Genomic DNA, 12317 nt, shown 5'->3' with positions numbered 1-12317 from the left:
CACCCATGCGCGGGTGGCGGAATAGGCAGACGCGCTGGATTCAGGTTCCAGTGCCCGAAAGGGCGTGGGGGTTCAACTCCCCCCTCGCGCACAGAAGACGGTACGGGCGGCATCGTGATCACGGTGCCGCCCGTACCGTTTCGCGTTCCCGGGCTCCTGCGTGCCTCGGGCCCTCGTGTCCGCGGGCGCCACGCGTCGGGCCCCTCCGGGGGCGGCGCCGCGCCTGCTCCGGAGGGGCCCGGTCGTACGGGTCCCGCGTCACGCCGCGAGGCGGCCCGCCAGCGCCTTCGCCTTGGTCTCCGCGTCCTGGAGCGCCTTCGCGCGCGACTCCTCGTAGAGCGGAACGAGGGAGGACATCGCCGGGGTGGACGGCGCCAGCGTCAGCTCCGGGACGATGAAGTCCGTCTCCAGGCCGAGCTTCTCGCCCAGCACCATCCGGAGGTACGGCTGCGCGTGGTCGTTGCCCTCCTCGGGGGTGCCCGGGGCGTACGAGCCGCCGCGGCTGGTGACCACCGTCACGTGCTTGCCCGCGAGGGACGGCGTCTCCGTACCCGTGGTGCGGCCCACGGAGATGACGTGGTCGAGCCACGCCTTGAGGCTGGAGGCGATCGAGTAGTTGTAGAGGGGGGCGCCGATCAGGAGGGCGTCCGCGGCCTCGGCCTCGGCGATCAGCTCCTCGCGCAGCGCGACCGACGCGGCCTGCTCCGGGGTGCGGTCGGCGGCGGGGACGAAGGCCGCGTAGAAGGCGGGCGCGGTGAGGTGCGGGAGCGGCTCGGCCGCGAGGTCGCGGTAGACGACCTTCCCCTCCGGGTGCTCGGCCTCCCAGGTGCTGCGGAAGGCGGCGGTGACGGTGCGGGAGTGGGACTGGTCGCCGTTCAGCGAGGAGTCGAGGTGCAGGAGGGTGGCCATGTCGAGCGCTCCAGGGTGAGTGGGCCGGAAGCCGGGGTGAACTTCCGTACGTAGCTATTGATAGCACAGTCACTTACTTTTCTGCACCTACTGTGGGGTTTTCCCGTACCCTGGGGGCATGGCAGAGCGGCGGCAAGCATCGGTCGAGGACGCGTCGCCCGGCGACGCGTCGGACTGCGACTCCATCTGCACCGAGCCCGAAGCGGCGATCACCCGCGTCTTCCGGATGCTCGGCAAACGCTGGACCGGCGTCATCATCGCCGCCCTCATGAACGGCCCCGGCCACTTCACCGAACTCCGCCGCGCGGTCCCCGGCATCAGCGAACGCATGCTCTCCGACCGCCTCAGCGAACTCGCCGCACTCGACCTCGTCGCCCGCGAGGTCGACGCCGGACCACCGCTGCGCGTCAGCTACCGCCTCACCCCGGCGGGCGCCGCCCTCCGCCCCGCCATGGCCGAACTCACCCGCTGGGCCGTCGACCACCTCCCCGAGGAGGAGTCGTCGCAGTGCCCCGGCTTCGACTGAACGGGGCGGGACGGGGCTGAGCCCGGGGGCGCACGGCGTACGGGTACCCGCCGCCGTACGGTGTGGTCCCGCCCGCGCCGCCGTATGGCGGCGGGGGCGGGCGGGACGGGCGGTACGGGCGCGCGGTGCGGGTACGGGGGCACCGGTGGGCCGGGCACTGGCGCGGCGGCACCGGGAAACGGCCATCGCCACCACCCTGACCTGCACTTTCCCAGGTTATCCACAAGGGTCGCCACCGGCACCCACCCCGAGTAACGTCATGCCCGTCGAGATCGGGCCACCCGCCACCCACCGGCCGCCACCCGCGCCACCGGGACGGCAACAGCCGTCACCACCCGGACGGTTCGGGCCCGGCGCCGGGCCCGGGCACGGACGGGTGCGCGCACAGGGGCACGGCACCCGACCTCGTCGCGGAACCACCAGAGGGGGACACCAGCATGGAGCGCAACACCAGCACACCCGGGGAACCCACCCCCGCCGACCGCCCGCACCACGACCCGGCACCGGCACCGACCCCGGCACGCGTCCCGCACGTCGACGGCTTCGCGGCCAGGCACACCACCGAGTCCCCCAAGAGGGCGGGCAAGGCCCTGCGCCACACCCTCCCCCGCGCCGCCCACGCCCGGCTCGGCGCGGCCGACGACCGCCCCGACGCCGTCACCGCGGTCGAGACGTCGAACGAGGGCCGCATCCCCGAGCTGACCCCCATCCGCGTCGGCCGCATGGTCGCCGGCCCCTTCGCCTTCCTCCGCGGCTCCGCCGGACTCATGGCGTACGACCTCGCGCACGCCACCCCGTCCACCGGCATCGCCGCCCAGATCTGCGGCGACGCCCACGCCGCCAACTTCGGCCTCTACGGCGACGCGCGCGGCGGCCTCGTCATCGACCTCAACGACTTCGACGAGACCGTGCGCGGCCCCTGGGAATGGGACCTCAAACGTCTCGCCACCTCCCTCGTCCTCGCCGGACGCGAAGCCGGAGCCGACGAGGACCAGTGCGCCGCCGCCGCACAGGACGCCGCCGGGGCCTACCGCCGCACCATGCGCCTGCTGGCCAAGATGCCCGCGACCGACGCGTGGAACGCCATCGCCGACGAACGCCTCGTCTCCCACACCGACGCCCGCGACCTCCTCGGCACCTTGGAACGCGTCGCGGAGAAGGCACGACGCAACACCAGCGCCCGCTTCGCCGCCAAGTCCACCGAGGACGACGGCGACGGAGGACGCCGCTTCGTCGACGCCCCGCCCGTCCTGCGCCGCGTGCCCGACGCGGAGGCGGCGACCGTCACCACCGCCCTCGGCGCGTACCTGGGGACGCTGCCCGAGGACCGCCTGCCGCTCCTCGGCCGGTACGCCGTCCACGACGTCGCCTTCCGCGTCGTCGGCACCGGCAGCGTCGGCACCCGGTCGTACGTGGTGCTGCTCCTCGACCACCGGGGGAAGCCCCTCGTCCTCCAGGTGAAGGAGGCCCGGCGCTCCGCCCTCCACCCGTACCTGGCCGACGCGGGCTTCGCACCGCCCGAGCCCGTCCACGAGGGACGCCGCGTCGTCGCCGGGCAGAAGCGGATGCAGGTCGTCAGCGACATCCTCCTGGGCTGGACGACGGTCGACGGACGGCCGTACCAGGTGCGGCAGTTCCGCAACCGCAAGGGCAGCGTCGACCCGGCGGCCCTCGCCGCCGACCAGGTCGACGACTACGGGCGGATGACCGGCGCGCTCCTCGCCCGCGCCCACTCGCACAGCGCGGACCCGCGCCGGATAGCGGGGTACTGCGGCAAGTCCGAGGAGCTGGACGAGGCGGTGCGCGACTTCGCCCTGAGATACGCGGACCGGACGGAGCGGGACCACGCCGTGCTGGTCAGGGCCGTACGGAACGGCCGGATACCGGCCGAGCTGGGGGTGTGAGCGCGCGTTCCGTAGGCTGGACCGGTGACCAATCCGGAAGCCGAGCAGGCCCAGCAAGCCGAGCACGCCGACCACCCGCACCAGGGCGGCGCGGACGCCGCGTCCAGCACGGGGGGCGCGGGACCCGAGGCCGACGCGGGCACCGAACGGCTGGAGAAGGCCGTACGGGCCGCGGAGAACGCGCTCATCGAGTTCGAGATCGCGGTCGAGACCTTCCGGGTCGAGGTGGAGAACTTCTCCCGGCTGCACCACCAGCGGCTCGGCCCGATGTACGCGCGGCTCGACGAGCTGGACGCGCAGATCGCCGAGGCGACGGCCGCGCGCACGGGCGACCCGGAGGACCTGCGCCGGGCGGACGAGGCGCGGGCCATCGTGATGCCGATGCCGGGTGTGGAGGAGCTGTTCCAGGGCTGGATCGACTCCGACGGCCTGTCCCCCGAGGGCACCGCGATGCTCAACGAGCAGCCGGTGCAGCCGCCGAGCCGCGTACGGCCCGGTGAGGAGGCACGCAAGGCGTACCGCGAGCTGGTCCGCAAGGCACACCCGGACCTGGCGCAGGACGAGGCGGAGCAGGAGCGCCGGGAGGCGTTCATGGTCCGCGTCAACAAGGCGTACACCGCCGGGGACACCGACGCCCTGCGGCAGTTGGCGGCCGAATGGGAGGCGGGACCGGCGGAGGCGGAGCGGCCGCCGAGCCGCAGCGAGGAGCTGTACGACCGGCTGGAGTGGTTGGCGGCGCGCAAGGAGATGCTCGCCTCGGCCGTGGAGGAGCTGGAGGGCAGCGCCATCGGAGCGATGCTGCGCATGGCTCCGGACGACCCGGACGGGCTGCTGGACGAGATCGCGGAACAGCTGCTGGCGCAGGTGTCGGAGCGCGAGGCGCGGTTGGCCGAGCTGCTCGCGCAGCCGTCCCCCGAGGACGGCGGCGCGGCCGCGCCCGTCGGCGCGCGGACGGCGCCGGGCACGGCCACGGGCGCCGACCCGGTGCCGGGCGCGGGTGCGGACCCGGCGCCGGGCGCGGGCCCGGTGGCGGGGGAAGAGACAGACGGGGGCGGGGGTGGGGGGGAGGGGGCCCCCCGAGACGCGTCCCCGAACGACGAGAAGTAGCCGGAGAAAGGCTGTAGTTGATGCAGTTCGGTCAGTTGCCCGCGGTGGGTGCCGCGGAGGTGCCCGCGGAAGGTCTGCTGTTGGACGTCCGGGAGCAGGACGAGTGGGCGGCGGGGCACGCCGAGTCCGCGTTGCACATCCCGATGAGCGATTTCGTGGGCCGCTTCGGTGAGTTGACCGAGCGCGTCGGCGAGGGAGAGCGGATCTACGTGGTGTGCCGCGTCGGCGGCCGCTCCGCGCAGGTCGCGCAGTACCTGCTGCGGCAGGGCATGGATGCGGTGAACGTGGACGGCGGCATGCTCGCCTGGGAGTCGGCCGGGCGCCCGCTCGTCACCGAAGGCGGGGGCCCGGCCGAGGTCATCTAGGCGGCGCCCCCGGCTGGTGGTGGCTCTGGCTGGAGGCGGCCCGGCTGGCGGGCGGGGCCCCGGACGACGTTGGCCCCGGGCCGTACGTGCGGGCCAGGGCCCTGCCCCGCACGGTTCCCCGTACGAGGTGACGGCCCGGCCCGCGCCGGGCTGCCCGCTCCCGCCGCACGCCCGCCGCGCGACCTACGCGTCGAAGTCCACCGTCACCGCGGGCGTCACCGGGTGGGACTGGCAGGCGAGCACGTAGCCCGCGTCCAACTCGTCCGGTTCCAACGCGTAGTTGCGGTCCATCCGCACCTCGCCGTCGAGCAGCCGCACCCGGCACGTACCGCACACACCGCCCTTGCAGGCGTACGGCGCGTCGGCGCGGTTCCGCAGCACCGTCTCCAGCACCGACTCGCCGTCCCGCCCCGCCCAGCTTCCCGACCGCCCGTCGAGCGTCGCCGCCACCGTGGCCGACTCCGGTGTCCCCGGCCGCCCGCCCGCCGGGCCGCGTTCCGCCGCGCCCAGCGGCGCCGCCTCCGGCTCCTCGGCGTGGAAGATCTCCTGGTGCACGCGGTTCCGCGGCACTCCGAGCCCCCGCAGGGCCTTCGTCGCGCCGGTCACCAGCCCGAGCGGCCCGCACAGGTACCAGCCGTCGATCCCGTCCACGCCGTGCTCCGCGAGCAGCGCGGGCAGCAGCTTCGTCAGCCGTTCCTCGTCGAGGCGCCCCGACGGCAGGCCCGTCTGCTGCTCCTCGCGGGAGAGGGCGTGGACCAGTTGCAGCCGTTCCGGATAGCGGTCCTTGAGGTCCGCGACCTCGTCGAGGAACATCGTCGACGCCGCCGAACGGTCGCTGCGCACCAGGCAGAAGCGGGCTTCCGGCGCCGCGTCGAGGAGCGTCGCGGCGATCGACAGCACGGGCGTGATGCCGCTGCCGCCCACGATCGCCGCGAAGTGCCCGGCCCGTGGTACGAGGCTGAAGCGGCCGGTCGGCGGCAGCACGTCGACATGGTCCCCGACGGCCAGCTCCTTCAGCGCGTACGTGGAGAACACGCCGCCCTCGACCCGCCGTACGCCGATCCGCAGCGCGCTCGGCGCCGACTCGGCGGGCGCGCACAGCGAGTACGTGCGGCGGATCTCCTCGCCGTCGTCGTCGCGGTGGCGGAGGGCGATGTGCTGGCCGGGCGTGTACGCGTACGTCTCGCGCAGCGCGGGCGGCACCGCGAAGGTGACGGCGACGGCGTCGTCGGTGAGGTGGTCGACCGCCGTGACCCGGAGCGGGTGGAACATCGTCACAGCTCCTTGAAGTGGTCGAACGGTTCGCGGCAGGTCTCGCAGCGGCGCAGCGCCTTGCACGCGGTGGAGGAGAAGCGGCTCAGCAGCGTGGTCTCCGGCGAGCCGCAGTGCGGGCAGCGCACGGGGTCGCGGAGGTCCGTGGCGTAGGGGATCTCCACGGTGTGCGGGCCGTCCGCGGCGTACGTGATGTCCACGGCGTACGGGCTTACGGCGTACGGGTCCGAGGCGTGCGGCTCCGAGGCGCGCGGCCCGCCCGTGCCGTCGCCGGTCGGGCCGCCGGAACGGGTGCGGGTCGGCCCCAGCCCGACCGGCACCGGGCCGGTGCGGGGCCCGTGGTCGGTACGGGGCGGGGCGACGCCGAACTCTGCCAGCTTCCGCCGCCCCTCGTCCGTGATGTCGTCCGTCGACCAGGGTGGCGCGAGGACGGTGCGTACGGCGACGTCGCGGACGCCGTGGTCGCGCAGGACCTGGGCGACGTCGGCGGCCATCGTCTCGATGGCGGGGCACCCGGTGTAGGTGGGCGTCAGGTCGACCTCGACCGTGCCGGCGCCGGTCTCCCGTACGGAGCGGAGGACGCCCAGCTCCGCGAGGCTGACGACCGGCAGCTCCGGGTCCGGTACGCCGCCCGCCAACTCGCGGAGGAAACCGAGCCGTTCGGCGGCGGTGTCGCCCGCGCCACCCGTACGGGTCCCGGCTTCGGCGCGCGCCTGGGCTTCGGCGCGTATGCCCGTCACCATGTCGCGCCCGGGTGGCTGCGGTGCAGGTGCTGCATCTCGGCCAGCAGCCGCCCGAACGACTCGGTGTGCAGCCCCTGCCGTCCGCCGCCCGCCTTCCACCCGTGCCCCTGCGCCCCTTCGGGCACGCGGAGCGTCGCGCGGGTGAGGACGTCCGCGACGCGGGTGTCCCAGTCGGCGCGCAGCGCGCTCCAGTCGACGTCGAGTTCGGGCAGGGGTTGGAAGAGTTCGCCGGTGTGGCGCCACAGGCCGTCCACGGCGCGTTGCGTGCGGTCGTGGCTCTCGGTGGTGCCGTCGCCGAGGCGCAGGGTCCAGTGCTCGGCGTGGTCGCGGTGGTACGCGACCTCCCGTACGGCCTTGGTGGCCAGCGGGTGCGTGGTGAGCTGCCCGTACAGCAGTTCCTGGTAGGTGGAGAAGAACAGCTGCCGGACGATGGTGGCGGCGAAGTCGCCGTTCGGCTGCTCGACGAGCTGGCAGTTGCGGAAGGCGCGTTCCTCGCGGAGGAAGGCGAGGGCGTCCTCGTCGCCGAGGCCGGAGTAGAGGGTGCGGGCCTGGCCGAGGAGGTCCAGCGCGATGTTGGCGAGGGCGACCTCCTCCTCCAGCACGGGGGCGTGCCCGGCCCATTGACCGAGGCGTTGGGAGAGGACGAGGGCGTCGTCGGCGAGGGCCAGTTCGGCCGCGGCGAGGGTGCCGGGCTCCGGCTCCGGTATCGCGCCCGCGGTCGTACGGGGGGCGGGGGCCGTGTCCGTGCCGGTGCGCGTGCCCGGGCGGGGGGTCGTCGTCGCGTCGCTCACAGGTTCCGTACTCCTTCCGGGACCTCGTAGAACGTGGGGTGCCGGTACGGCTTGTCCGCGGCCGGTTCGAAGAAGGGGTCCTTCTCGTCGGGGGACGAGGCGGTGATCGCCGCGGAGGGGACGACCCAGAGGGAGACGCCTTCGGAGCGCCGGGTGTAGAGGTCCCGCGCGTTGCGCAGCGCCATCTCGGCGTCGGGTGCGTGGAGGCTCCCGGCGTGCGTGTGGGACAGGCCGCGCCTGCTGCGGACGAAGACCTCCCACAGCGGCCAGCCGCCCGTACGGGTCGCCCCGCCTTCCCCGCCCGTGCTGTCGGTGCCGTTCATCGGGCCATCGCCCCTTCGCGTTCCGTGGCCGTACGGGCCTGCTTCCGCGCCGCGTGGGCCGCCGCTGCCTCGCGCACCCAGGCGCCTTCCTCGTGCGCCGTGCGGCGCTGGGTGAGGCGCTGCTCGTTGCAGGGGCCGTCGCCCTTGAGGACGGCCTTGAACTCGTCCCAGTCGATCGCTCCGAAGTCCCAGCGCCCCTGCTCCTCGTTCCACTTGAGGTCCGGATCGGGGAGGGTGAGGCCCAGTGCCTCGGCCTGCGGGACGCAGATGTCGACGAAGCGCTGCCGCAGTTCGTCGTTGGAGTGCCGCTTGATCTTCCACTCCATGGACTGCGCGCTGTGCGCCGACTCGTCGTCGGGCGGACCGAACATCATCAGCGACGGCCACCACCAGCGGTCCACCGCGTCCTGTGCCATGGCGTGCTGCGCCTCGGTGCCGCGGCTCAGCTCCAGCAGCAGTTCGTACCCCTGGCGCTGGTGGAACGACTCCTCCTTGCAGACGCGCACCATGGCGCGGGCGTACGGGCCGTACGAGCAGCGGCAGAGCGGCACCTGGTTGGTGATGGCGGCGCCGTCGACGAGCCAGCCGATGGCGCCGACGTCGGCCCAGGTGAGGGTCGGGTAGTTGAAGATCGAGGAGTATCTCTGGCGGCCGCTGTGCAGCTTGTCGAGCAGGTCGTCGCGGCTGGCGCCGAGGGTTTCGGCGGCGCTGTAGAGGTAGAGGCCGTGACCGGCCTCGTCTTGGACCTTGGCCATGAGGATCGCCTTGCGGCGCAGGGAGGGTGCGCGCGTGATCCAGTTGGCTTCCGGTTGCATGCCGATGATCTCGGAGTGCGCGTGCTGGGCGATCTGCCGTACGAGCGTGGCCCGGTACGCGTCGGGCATCCAGTCGCGGGGCTCGATGCGCTCGTCGGCGGCGACGGCGGCGTCGAACGCCGGGCCGTACGCCCGTGCCGCCGCTTCCGCGTCCATCGGGGCGCGGGGTGCCGCGTCGGGTCCCGCGTCCGCTCCCGTGCCTGGTCCCGCGCCCGCGGGTGTGTCGCTGGGCGTGCCCGGCAGCACCGTTGTCATGCGAGGCTCCTCGACTCACTCCACAGACCGACCGACCGATCGTTCGGTTCAATGGTGGGCCGGTCCGCCACACGGTGTCAAGACCGGGCGGACTGTGGCTAACCTTCGGGGTGCGGTGTCGGCGAGCGGTGCCGACGGGCGCGAGCGGGGAGAGGGACGGGGAGGGCATGGAGCCTCACGAGGAACGGCGGGGCGGCGGGGTCGCCGCGCTGTCGGCGCCCGGACGTGCCGTGGTGGCGATAGCCGTGGCGGTCGTCGCGGTGGCCGTCGCCGTGCATCTGACGATGGTCTTCCTGCACGTCGCGCCCGACAACACGCTCAGCAAGGAACACGGCCGGACGATCGACGACTACGTCCTGCCGGAGTTCGAGCAGAACTGGAAGCTCTTCGCCCCCAACCCCCTCCAGCAGAACATCCACGTCCACGCCCGCGCGCGGGTCACCAAGGACGACGGCGCCTCCGAGACGACCGGCTGGGTCAACCTCTCCGGCATGGACGGCGCGAACATCCGCGGCAACCCCTTCCCCAGCCACACCGTGCAGAACGAGCTGCGCCGCGGCTGGGACTTCTACAGCGGTTCGCACGACAACGACCACCGGGCGATCGGCCTGCGCGGCGAGCTGTCGCAGGCGTACATGAAGCGGATCGTGCTGGAGCGCTTCGGTACGGAGCTGAACGGCGGCACCGTGGACCGGGTCCAGCTCCGTTCGGCCGTCACCAGGGTCGCGCCCCCGGCGTGGAGCAGCGAGAAGATCGACACGAAGACCGAGTACCGGGTGCTGCCCTGGTGGAGCGTCGGCCGCGACGACCTGAAGGGGAGCAAGTGACCGCGCACGAACGGCCGGACGGCCCGCGCCCCGACGAGCACCGGGTCGACGACTCCCGGACCGGCGAGCACCGGGCCGACGAGTACCGCCCCGACGGGCACCGGGCCGACCGCACGCCGCCGCCCCCGCCCCCGTTCCGCCCCGCCGAGTGGCGGGCCCGTGCCGAGGCCGCCGCCGGTAAGGCGCTCGCCCGCGTCACCGGCACGGCCCTCGGCCCGTACCAGGCGGCCGTCGTCCGGATCGGCTTCGCCGCCACCTGGCTGCTGTTCCTGCTGCGCGAACTGCCGCACCGCCGGGAGCTGTACGGACCCGAGAGCCCGTGGGGCTGGGAGCTGGCCGAGCGGCTGAACGACGCCAACGAGGCGTTCAGCGTCCTGATGTGGACGGAGAGCGGCGTCTGGTTCGAGTGCGTGTACGCGCTCGCGGTCCTCGCCAGCGCCGCCCTGCTGCTGGGCTGGCGGACCCGCACCATGTCCGTCCTCTTCATGGTCGGCGTGCTGTCGCTCCAGAACCGCAGCATCTTCATGGGGGACGGCGGCGACAACGTCATCCACCTGATGTCGATCTACCTCGTGCTCACCCGCTGCGGCCGCGTCTGGTCGCTCGACGCGCGCCGCGCCGCCCGTACGGCGCCTGCCGCCTCAGCTGCCTCCGGCCCGACCGCCGCACCTGACGCACCCGCCGCGGCCCTCGTGTCCCGGGACGTCACCGGGGTCGTCCTGTGGACGCTCGCCGCGCTGGCCCTCGCCGTCGCGACGTTCGGGCCGGGGCTCACCGCGGGCTGGGCGCTGGTGTTCTGGGGGTTGTGGGCCGTGCAGGGGCTCTGGTGGCTGGTCTGCCGCCGCGCGCCCGGCGAGCCGCGTGCGGTCTGCGACATCGTCGCGAACCTCGTGCACAACGGCACGATGGTCGTGATCATGGCCGAGGTCTGCTTCATCTACGCGACGGCGGGCTGGTACAAGATCCAGGGTTCCCGTTGGCAGGACGGCACCGCCGCCTACTACCCGATGAAACTGGACTACTTCGCGCCCTGGCCCGCCCTCAACGACCTGTTCGTCGGCAACGGGCTGATGATCATGATCATGACGTACGGGACGGTGATCGTGCAGGTCGCGTTCCCGTTCACCCTCTTCAACCGGCGGGTGAAGAACGTCCTGCTGTTCGTCATGATCGTGGAGCACCTGAGCATCGCGGTGCTGCTCGGGCTGCCGTTCTTCTCGCTCGCGATGATCGCGGCGGACGCGGTGTTCCTGCCCACGGTGCTGTTGGTGTGGCTGGGTACCCGTGCCTCCGGGCTGGCCGGGCGGTTGCGGCGCGGTACGGGCTTCGGGGCGCGCGGCGAAGGCGTTCCCGCCGGGGACGCGGGGGCGGGGTCGGGGGCGGCCGAGGACACCGGTGCGGACACCGGCGCGGCGCCCGCGGTGCCGCACGGGCGGGCGCCCGTACCGGCGCCGACCGCCGAACGGGCGCCGCGCGACTGACTCCCGCGCCCGCCCGTACGTCCGCACGCCGTGCCCGTACGCGCCTCCGCGTCCGTCCGTCGCCCGCCCGCCACCGCCGTACGGTTGCCCGTACGTTCCGCCCGCGCGCTCCCGCATACGCTGGCCCGATGAGCCACGACCGCGACGCGCCCGCCCCCGGTGCCCCGGCCCCGGCGGGCAACCCCGGCCCCGGGACCGGCCCTGGTCCCGGCCACGATGCCGTCGCCGCGGACGTCGTCCGCCGTTGGCGGGGACTGGCCCCGGACACCGTCCTCCTGGACGGTTTCCACGCGCTCAAGCACGCCCTCCGCTTCGGCGCCGAGGTGCCGCTCGCACTCACCGAGGACCGGGACCGGGCCCTCGCGCTCGCCGCCGACCTGGCCCCCGACCTGTCGGGCGCGCTGGCCGCCCTGCTGCGACCCGTACCGTCCGGAACCCTCGCCGGGCTGGTCGCGCGCCCGCACCCCACCGGGGTCGCCGCGCTCGCCGTACGGGGCAGCGGGCAGGCCGCGGCCCTGCGGGCCGAAGGGCCGCGCGCCGCCCCGCTCGTCGTCCTCGACGACCCGCGCCACCTCGGGAACATCGGCGCGGTCATCCGCGTCGCCGCGGGCTGCGGCGCCTCGGGTGTGCTCACCACCGGCACCGTCGACCCCTGGCACCCCAACGTGCTGCGCGCCAGCGCGGGCCTCCACTTCGCCACCGCCGTCGAACGCCGCTCCGTCGCCGACCTCCCCGCCGGCCCCCTCTACGCCCTCGACCCGGACGGCGCCGACCTGCGCACCCGCACCCTGCCGGACGACGCGCTGCTCGCCTTCGGCTCCGAACGGCGCGGGCTGTCGCCGGAGTTGCGTGCCCGCGCCGACCACGTGGTGTCGCTGCCGATGCGCCCGCTCGTCTCCAGCTACAACCTGGCGACGAGCGTCGCCATCACCCTCTACCACTGGCTGGCCCGTACGGCCGACTAGCGCCCGCGCCGGTACCGATCCGCGCCGGTACCGA

13 protein-coding genes and 1 tRNA gene are annotated in these 12317 nt (G+C 74.0%); 8 read left to right on the top strand and 6 right to left on the bottom strand.

The genetic code is table 11. The features are described 5' to 3' along the window. Positions 1-7 precede the first annotated feature (7 nt). A tRNA-Leu gene (locus D7M15_RS14175) sits at positions 8-91 on the top strand. Between the two features lie 167 nt (positions 92-258). On the opposite strand, the gene D7M15_RS14170 is transcribed toward D7M15_RS14175, so the two are convergent. Then, the gene (locus tag D7M15_RS14170) at positions 259-909 is read right to left on the bottom strand and encodes an NAD(P)H-dependent oxidoreductase (RefSeq protein WP_121517842.1); all 651 of its coding nucleotides are present in this window, start codon (positions 907-909) and stop codon (positions 259-261) included. Positions 910-1027: 118 nt separating this feature from the next. On the opposite strand from D7M15_RS14170, the gene D7M15_RS14165 reads away from it, so the two are divergent. From D7M15_RS14165 to D7M15_RS14150, 4 genes are all read left to right on the top strand, one after another. Next, the gene (locus D7M15_RS14165) at positions 1028-1435 is read left to right on the top strand and encodes a helix-turn-helix domain-containing protein (protein ID WP_121517841.1); all 408 of its coding nucleotides are present in this window, start codon (positions 1028-1030) and stop codon (positions 1433-1435) included. A gap of 437 nt (positions 1436-1872) precedes the next feature. Further along, the gene (locus D7M15_RS14160) at positions 1873-3339 is read left to right on the top strand and encodes a DUF2252 domain-containing protein (protein ID WP_121517840.1); all 1467 of its coding nucleotides are present in this window, start codon (positions 1873-1875) and stop codon (positions 3337-3339) included. Between the two features lie 24 nt (positions 3340-3363). Beyond that, positions 3364-4446, top strand: coding sequence for a J domain-containing protein (locus D7M15_RS14155; protein ID WP_240649305.1), 1083 nt, complete (start codon positions 3364-3366; stop codon positions 4444-4446). 20 nt (positions 4447-4466) lie between these two features. Beyond that, entirely contained in the window at positions 4467-4811 is a 345-nt protein-coding gene (locus D7M15_RS14150) for a rhodanese-like domain-containing protein (protein WP_121517839.1), read from the top strand. A gap of 183 nt (positions 4812-4994) precedes the next feature. On the opposite strand, the gene D7M15_RS14145 is transcribed toward D7M15_RS14150, so the two are convergent. The 5 genes from D7M15_RS14145 to paaA all read right to left on the bottom strand — a co-directional run bounded on the left by D7M15_RS14145 (position 4995) and on the right by paaA (position 8911). Further along, entirely contained in the window at positions 4995-6083 is a 1089-nt protein-coding gene (locus D7M15_RS14145) for a 2Fe-2S iron-sulfur cluster-binding protein (protein WP_121517838.1), read from the bottom strand. A gap of 2 nt (positions 6084-6085) precedes the next feature. Next, positions 6086-6826 carry a 1,2-phenylacetyl-CoA epoxidase subunit PaaD gene (gene paaD, locus D7M15_RS14140; protein WP_346428804.1) on the bottom strand — a complete coding sequence of 247 codons (741 nt, stop codon included), beginning with the start codon at positions 6824-6826 and terminating at the stop codon, positions 6086-6088. After that, positions 6820-7533, bottom strand: coding sequence for a 1,2-phenylacetyl-CoA epoxidase subunit PaaC (gene paaC / locus D7M15_RS14135; RefSeq protein ID WP_121520775.1), 714 nt, complete (start codon positions 7531-7533; stop codon positions 6820-6822). Before paaC ends, paaD begins: the two co-directional genes overlap by 7 nt. Before the next feature lie 80 nt (positions 7534-7613). Then, complete coding sequence (gene paaB, locus D7M15_RS14130) at positions 7614-7940, bottom strand: 1,2-phenylacetyl-CoA epoxidase subunit PaaB (protein WP_121517837.1); 327 nt, start codon at positions 7938-7940, stop codon at positions 7614-7616. After that, complete coding sequence (gene paaA / locus D7M15_RS14125; protein WP_240649646.1) at positions 7937-8911, bottom strand: 1,2-phenylacetyl-CoA epoxidase subunit PaaA; 975 nt, start codon at positions 8909-8911, stop codon at positions 7937-7939. Before paaA ends, paaB begins: the two co-directional genes overlap by 4 nt. Positions 8912-9177: 266 nt before the next feature. On the opposite strand from paaA, the gene D7M15_RS14120 reads away from it, so the two are divergent. The 3 genes from D7M15_RS14120 (at position 9178) to D7M15_RS14110 (ending at position 12283) form a co-directional block, all read left to right on the top strand. Beyond that, the gene (locus D7M15_RS14120; RefSeq protein WP_121517835.1) at positions 9178-9837 is read left to right on the top strand and encodes a DUF5819 family protein; all 660 of its coding nucleotides are present in this window, start codon (positions 9178-9180) and stop codon (positions 9835-9837) included. After that, complete coding sequence (locus D7M15_RS14115; RefSeq protein ID WP_240649304.1) at positions 9834-11318, top strand: HTTM domain-containing protein; 1485 nt, start codon at positions 9834-9836, stop codon at positions 11316-11318. Before D7M15_RS14120 ends, D7M15_RS14115 begins: the two co-directional genes overlap by 4 nt. A gap of 128 nt (positions 11319-11446) precedes the next feature. Continuing rightward, on the top strand, positions 11447-12283 hold the full coding sequence (locus D7M15_RS14110) for a TrmH family RNA methyltransferase (RefSeq protein WP_121517834.1): 837 nt from the start codon (positions 11447-11449) through the stop codon (positions 12281-12283). Positions 12284-12317: the final 34 nt, after the last annotated feature.

It is taken from the genome of Streptomyces sp. Z26 (assembly GCF_003665095.1).
Lineage (GTDB): Bacteria > Actinomycetota > Actinomycetes > Streptomycetales > Streptomycetaceae > Streptomyces > Streptomyces phytohabitans.
Note: the sequence above shows the minus strand (reverse complement) of the source record. Positions and strands in the feature narration are given on the sequence as shown.